The sequence below is a fragment of the Clostridium coskatii genome, assembly GCF_001675205.1.
Taxonomy (GTDB): domain Bacteria; phylum Bacillota; class Clostridia; order Clostridiales; family Clostridiaceae; genus Clostridium_B; species Clostridium_B ljungdahlii.
In genome coordinates, this window is the sequence record NZ_LROR01000084.1 from 84,666 (window position 1) to 90,816 (window position 6,151).

Annotated in this window: 7 protein-coding genes; 6 read left to right on the plus strand and 1 reads right to left on the minus strand. The window is 30.9% G+C overall.

Annotated elements, in window-relative coordinates:
- Nucleotides 1-64 precede the first annotated feature (64 nt).
- Nucleotides 65-697 carry a corrinoid protein gene (locus CLCOS_RS18425; protein ID WP_063602640.1) on the plus strand — a complete coding sequence of 211 codons (633 nt, stop codon included), beginning with the start codon at nt 65-67 and terminating at the stop codon, nt 695-697.
- 34 nt (nt 698-731) lie between these two features.
- Nucleotides 732-1,709, plus strand: coding sequence for a uroporphyrinogen decarboxylase family protein (locus tag CLCOS_RS18430; protein WP_065080058.1), 978 nt, complete (start codon nt 732-734; stop codon nt 1,707-1,709).
- Between the two features lie 123 nt (nt 1,710-1,832).
- On the opposite strand, the gene CLCOS_RS22870 is transcribed toward CLCOS_RS18430, so the two are convergent.
- Nucleotides 1,833-1,940 carry a TetR-like C-terminal domain-containing protein gene (locus CLCOS_RS22870; RefSeq protein WP_242867066.1) on the minus strand — a complete coding sequence of 36 codons (108 nt, stop codon included), beginning with the start codon at nt 1,938-1,940 and terminating at the stop codon, nt 1,833-1,835.
- Between the two features lie 703 nt (nt 1,941-2,643).
- Here CLCOS_RS22870 and CLCOS_RS18440 point away from each other — a divergent pair.
- From CLCOS_RS18440 to CLCOS_RS18455, 4 genes are all read left to right on the plus strand, one after another.
- Nucleotides 2,644-3,057, plus strand: a complete 414-nt coding sequence (locus CLCOS_RS18440) for an OsmC family protein (RefSeq protein WP_013237429.1) — start codon at nt 2,644-2,646, stop codon at nt 3,055-3,057.
- A gap of 196 nt (nt 3,058-3,253) precedes the next feature.
- Nucleotides 3,254-4,120 (plus strand): YitT family protein, encoded by an 867-nt coding sequence (locus tag CLCOS_RS18445; protein WP_013237430.1) that lies wholly within the window; start codon nt 3,254-3,256, stop codon nt 4,118-4,120.
- 654 nt (nt 4,121-4,774) lie between these two features.
- Nucleotides 4,775-5,005, plus strand: coding sequence for a hypothetical protein (locus CLCOS_RS18450; protein WP_063602641.1), 231 nt, complete (start codon nt 4,775-4,777; stop codon nt 5,003-5,005).
- Nucleotides 5,006-5,089: 84 nt separating this feature from the next.
- A complete protein-coding gene (locus CLCOS_RS18455) occupies nt 5,090-5,794 on the plus strand; it encodes a hypothetical protein (RefSeq protein ID WP_063602642.1) in 705 nt (234 codons plus the stop codon).
- Nucleotides 5,795-6,151 lie beyond the last annotated feature (357 nt).

Consider the following 6,151-nt stretch of genomic DNA (forward strand, 5'->3'; position numbering starts at 1 on the left):
ACATAAATAATAAGGATAATGATGAGGATAAATAATTATATAAACAATAAGGAGGAAAAAAATAATGTCTAAAATTGAAGAAGTAAAAGTTAATTTAGAGGCAGGTAAAACTAAACTTATTAAAGGATTGGTGCAGGAAGCACTAGATGAGGGAAGCAAAGCAGAAGATATACTTCAAGCTATGATTGACTCAATGGGTGTTGTAGGAGATAAATTCTCCACAGGAGAAATATTTGTACCTGAAATGTTAATAGCAGCAAAAGCAATGTCAAGAGGTGTAGAAGTGCTTAAACCTCATCTTGCAAGTGGGGCTTCAACTTCATTAGGCACATGTATTATTGGAACAGTTGCAGGTGATTTACATGATATTGGTAAAAATCTAGTTTCAATGATGATGGAAAGCACTGGATTTAAAATGGTAGACCTTGGAGTAGATGTACCTGCTGATAAATTTGTTGAAGCAGTTAAGGCAAATGAAAATGTAAAAATAGTAGCATGTTCAGCACTTCTTACTACAACAATGGCAGCTTTGAAGAAAACAGTTGAGACTTTAAAAGAAAGTGGATTAAAAGGATTCAAGATAATGGTTGGTGGTGCTCCTGTAACAGCTGAATTTGCGGCTTCAATAGGAGCAGATGCATATACACCTGATGCAGGTAGTGCTGCAGTTAAAGCTAAAGAATTAGCAACGGCATAAATATATCATAAATAATATAAGGAGGTATTGTTGTATGTTAACTAAAAGACAGAATTTACTCGAAACTATTAAAGGTGGAAATCCGGATCGTTTTGTTAATCAATATGAATTTTTGAATATGATCATGGAAATGCCTTTGGGAAGTAGATCTAACTACGGTAGTACTTGGAAAGATAATTGGGGGATAACATGGCAGTGGCCAGAAGGTCAACTTGGTGCGTTCCCTGTTCATGATGACGAACACAGAGTTTTAAAAGATGTTACTGAATGGAAGAAGTATGTTAAAATTCCTACAATTCCAACTTCCAATGAAGCTTGGGCTCCAGCTATTGCTCATGCCAATTCTGTCGACCGTAACGAGGAATTTGTGGCACCTTTCTATGCTCCAGGTGTCTTTGAAATGACACATCATCTTATGGGTATGGAAGATGCATTAATGGGTTTATATGAAGAGCCTGAAGCTATGCATGAGTTAATTGATGCCATTACTCAGTATGAGATGGATGTTGCAAAAGTGATAGTTGAAAAACTTCATCCAGATTGCATTTTCCATCATGATGATTGGGGCAGCCAAAAAAATTCTTTTGTGGCTCCTAAAATGTTTGAAGAGTTCTTTCTTCCGTCTTATAAAAAAATCTATGGTTACTATAAAGCCAATGGTGTTGAATTGATTGTTCACCACAGTGATTCTTATGCCGCTAACCTAGTTCCATATATGATCGAAATGGGCGTCGATATCTGGCAAGGCGTTATGAACACTAATAACATTCCTGAACTGATCAAGCAATATGGTGGAAAAATATCCTTTATGGGAGGGCTCCACAGCGGTTTGATTGATTTTCCGGATTGGACACTTGAAAATTGTATCAAACATGTGGAAGAAGCTTGCAAAGCTAACGGAAAGAAATATTTTATTCCATGCCTGACTGCGGGTTTACCTAAGGGGTATTTCCCAAATGTATATGAGACAGTAAGTAAGGCAATAGATGAAATGAGTAAAAAAATGTTTTAAGCTACATAACTGAGACAAAACATTTTTGTTGTAAATAAAAAACATTTTGGATCAATGTTAAAAATAAATTAATCCAAAATGTTTTTTATGCAAAACAGAACTTAATTATCTTATATCTCTAAATTAAAGCATTTTAACAAGAATGGCAGCCATATCTTTAGGAGAAACAATCATGTTATCTTTCAACCATTGTTGTATTACTCCAATACAGCCTGATATAGCGAAAGGCATAACATAGTGAGATTCTGCTTCCGAGGATGTATCGTCTAGAGGAATCTGGCAGAGCTTTATAGCATCTTTAAACTTTTTTTACTGTAATACTATTAACTTTCTTTTTATACATAAGTTTTGTCAAGGCTTGAAGTAGAGCATTTTTAGTTTTTCTCACACGCCTATCAAGTTTCTTTTCCTCCATAAAAAACCTCCACAAAAAAATTTCAATAATTATTCAACACATGTCTATTATATGATGAATAACCAACAAAATCGCAATAGATTAATGATTGAAGTTATACAACGCGCATTTTATAATAAACGCATGTTGATAAAAATACAAGCGTCTTATCATTGATATTGTTTATGTTAGTAGTCAATTTACAATTGCAGATATCCCAAATCTTTGATTTGGTGATAGTCACTTTTCTTTTAGAGTTTTGTTTCTACCAATAAGTTTAGATGAATTATCTAGGGGTGTACCTACTATTATACACAGCATAAGAACTCTAAATTGCTGAAGCTCAAGATTTCTAGTATCTCCTTTGATAGAAGAGGGAGTGTTACAGTAGGTAGCCATCAGATAAACTTGAAAGTAAAGTAAAAAAAATATAAAGATTTATTTACATTACAATAGAAAGTCACATATTATATACAAACACGTTAAAATGCAAATAAAGAATAACTTAGAATGATAAATTATTGAGGGAGTGAGTTTGTAATGTTAACACTTAAATGTAATGCAAAATTGGATGGAACATTTAAAGTATGTGCTAAAGTAGGAAATCATGAATACATTATGGACCATTCAATTGAGAATGGCGGAAAGGATGAAGGTGCCATACCAGGTCAAATGCTATTAGTGGCTTTAGCTGGATGCAAATTAATGGTGATAAGTAGTTATGCTCAGAAAAGGAGAATTACTTTAGAAGAATGTGAGGCTCAAATCACTGGTGATTTTGATGAAATTAAAAATGGAATAGGTTTAAATATCAAAGTAGATATCTTGGTTAAAACAGATGCAGATGACAAAGAAATTAAAAAGATGAACGATTTTGTTGATAAAAATTGTAGTATTGCAGCCATCTTATCCCAGCCTAACATTGTCGAAGGACAAATAAAAAGAAAAAAGTGATATTTTATTAGTAAATAATAGGTTATATTAATCTTTATATATTATTTTGAGAATAGAATTATTTTGGGTACACACTTATACTTTTAAAAAATATATAAGTGTGTATTAGTATGAGTAAAAAATCTGTAATATTGAACCTGTGAGAAAAAACTATTATAATAAATATACTAATTAGGAAGGGGGTCGTTATAAAAATATGAAATTTATTATGAAATTTATAAAAAAAGATGACATTATAAATGTAGTGCTTATTATTTTGGGAAGTTTTTTGGGATGTATTAGTGTCAACATGTTTTTAACTCATGCTCATTTATTAAGCGGTGGTGTTACTGGAATAGCTTTAATAATACAGTATTTATTTAAAATACAAGCAGGATATGTTGTACTTATATTAAATATTCCTTTATTTATTTTAAGCATAATAAAATTAAATAAACGATTTACTATCTATTCATTGATAGGAATGTTAACATTTTCAATAGGATTAATTCTTACACAACCTATATCAAATATATTACATATTAATGATAATTTACTTTATTGTATTTATGGTGGAGTTTTAAATGGAATAGGATTTGGCATTGTTTTTTCATATCATGGGTCTACAGGTGGTTTGGATATAATAGCTATGCTCATTAGAAAAAAGCATTCTAATTTTGATATAGGAAAAATATCTTTTTATATAAATCTTATTATAGTTTCTATTAGTGCTTTTATATTTGGAATACCTAATGCTCTTTATACGTTAATAGCTATGTATTTAACATCTGCTGTACTCGATAAAGTAGTACAAGGGTTATATAAATCTAAATCGGTAATCATTATTACTGATAAAGAAAGAGATGTTACTAAACATATACTTGAAGACCTTAACCGTGGAGTAACAATGCTCTATGGAGAAGGTGCCTATACGGAAAAACAAAAAAAGATACTCTTTTGTATAATTCCTTTATCTCAGTTACCTGAATTAAAAAAGATTGTTACTTCTTGTGATAAAAAAGCTTTTATAAGTATATCTGATGCTTCTGAAATAATGGGAAAAGGATTTAAAAGAGCTATATAAACAGAGTTTTTGGCATCAGATGGAGTTTTGACTCCACCTGATGCTTATTAACAGGATTCTTAGTGCTTCAGCACTTAGAAGGCGTTATCCTTTAGGAAAAATCGTTATCCAGGGACATAGCTGATCTTTACTCCCACTTGGAAAAAAGCAGATATTCCAAATCTTTGATTTGGTGATAGTCGCTTTCGCTGTGCGCGTGGGAGTATTAGATCAGGTAGTCATCGGATAAAAATAAGAGAAGGGATTTTTATAATAGTTATGTTATAGAAGTCCTTTTTTAGTATTTGTAAAACTGTAATGGACTTTTTTGGATTAAAAGAGTAAGCTTTGTCAATTACTTTTATTATGTAAAGGAATTAAATTTGGGCACGATATATAACTCAAATGTAATTTAGTTAATGGAGGGTATAACTAAATTGATGTAAATTAATTTAAAATATGTAAACAATTTAAACTTAGAAGGAAATAATATTTATAGATGAAACATGGATGCCTTCAATGCAGCATTCACAAAACATTAGCGATATGACTTCTGATTTTAGGGTTTTAGAGTATGAACATATAATTGCTACGGATTCTAATACAATGAATGAAAAGGAATAAGAAATGCAAAGCAAAATTACTCAGATAAAAAGTGAAATGCTATAGAGGATATTGCAAAGAAATTTTAGTAGTACTTCAAAGCACCTTTCAACATCAGTAAATGATATGGTAAGAACTATAGATCAGCTAGCTGAAGCTTCATCACAGGGAGCTGAGGGTACAACAAATGTTGCTAAAAAGATAGATGATGTTAATTCTAAAACTAACAGTATAGTTGAACAAATAGCAATGTCAAGTGAGAGAATGGGAAAATTGAAAGAAGAAATAGGCAAATTTAAGTGATAGAATTAGTACTTTTTAGAGTAAGATGTTACTATTTTATTACAATATATTTAAAGCCATATAAGTTAGGGAGGAAATTATTTTATGAAACATAAAGTAATAACTATAACACTTGTACTTATTATAATTGGCAGTATTGCTTTGGTATTAGGATGTGAAAATCAATCTAAGACATCAACTAATAGTACAAGTAGTAATTCGAATATGAAAGCTTCAACTAATAAAGATACAGATAAATCGGCTGCTAAGCAAGAGATTAAGCAGAGGCAGGTTCAGGGAAAAGTAACAGATTTGGGAGCCGGTACATTTACAGTAGGGAAAGATATAGAAGAAGGATTATATGATGTCACTCCAGCAGATGGACAGGGCAATTTTATAATTCAAAATACGCAGCAACCAGATTTAACTGTAAATGAGATTTTAGGAAATGTAGGAGATATGGGAATTTCTAAAGCAAGGGTTAAGCTCGTAAAGGATGAACAAATACAATTAGAAGGTATAAACAAAACACATTTTGAACCTGTTACAGCTCCATTTATTACAGACTATAAAGTAACATCACTTTATAGTGGAAGGTGGAGTGTAGGAGAAGATATTGGTAGTGGAAGATATGTAGTGACACCAGTAGTTGGAGAAGGAAATTTTGTAGTTTACAGTAAGAATCAAATGCCTAAAGTAAATGAAATTTTAGGAAATTCTGGAGTGAAACAAGTAACTGTAAATTTAGATGATGGCGATATAATTACAATAATGTCATTAAATCAAGTTGATTTTGCACCTCAAAAATAATATAGAAACCCCAATTTAATTTTAAGTTGGGGTTTTTTTTGTTTTGATGTGAAAAATAATCTAGATTTTATAATATGAGTTTAAATTGCAAAATTGTATACTTACAGAAATGTAAGATTTCACGTTTTAATTGTAAGCATCTAGTTATTGTTGTAGCTTACTTAAAAAAATATAATAAATTAAGAAAACATAATAAAAAATTTTTAATTAGCCATTTAAAGTAAATTAGGGAAGACACTCGAAAAGTAGATGGAAATTCTGAAAAGATATTTAATTAAGCAACTACTTAGAAGTAACTGGAAAACTATTGGCGTACTTTGAAAAGCATATATTGTTACGGGATAAAGGATATAAAAA

What these genes read in the sequence shown, in the direction of transcription:
- CLCOS_RS18455 (WP_063602642.1), top strand. Translation starts at nt 5,090, where the DNA reads ATGAAACATAAAGTAATAACTATAACACTTGTACTTATTATAATTGGC.
- CLCOS_RS18445 (WP_013237430.1), top strand. Translation starts at nt 3,254, where the DNA reads ATGAAATTTATTATGAAATTTATAAAAAAAGATGACATTATAAATGTA.
- CLCOS_RS18440 (WP_013237429.1), top strand. Translation starts at nt 2,644, where the DNA reads ATGTTAACACTTAAATGTAATGCAAAATTGGATGGAACATTTAAAGTA.
- CLCOS_RS18425 (WP_063602640.1), top strand. Translation starts at nt 65, where the DNA reads ATGTCTAAAATTGAAGAAGTAAAAGTTAATTTAGAGGCAGGTAAAACT.
- CLCOS_RS22870 (WP_242867066.1), bottom strand. Translation starts at nt 1,940, where the DNA reads ATGCCTTTCGCTATATCAGGCTGTATTGGAGTAATACAACAATGGTTG.
- CLCOS_RS18430 (WP_065080058.1), top strand. Translation starts at nt 732, where the DNA reads ATGTTAACTAAAAGACAGAATTTACTCGAAACTATTAAAGGTGGAAAT.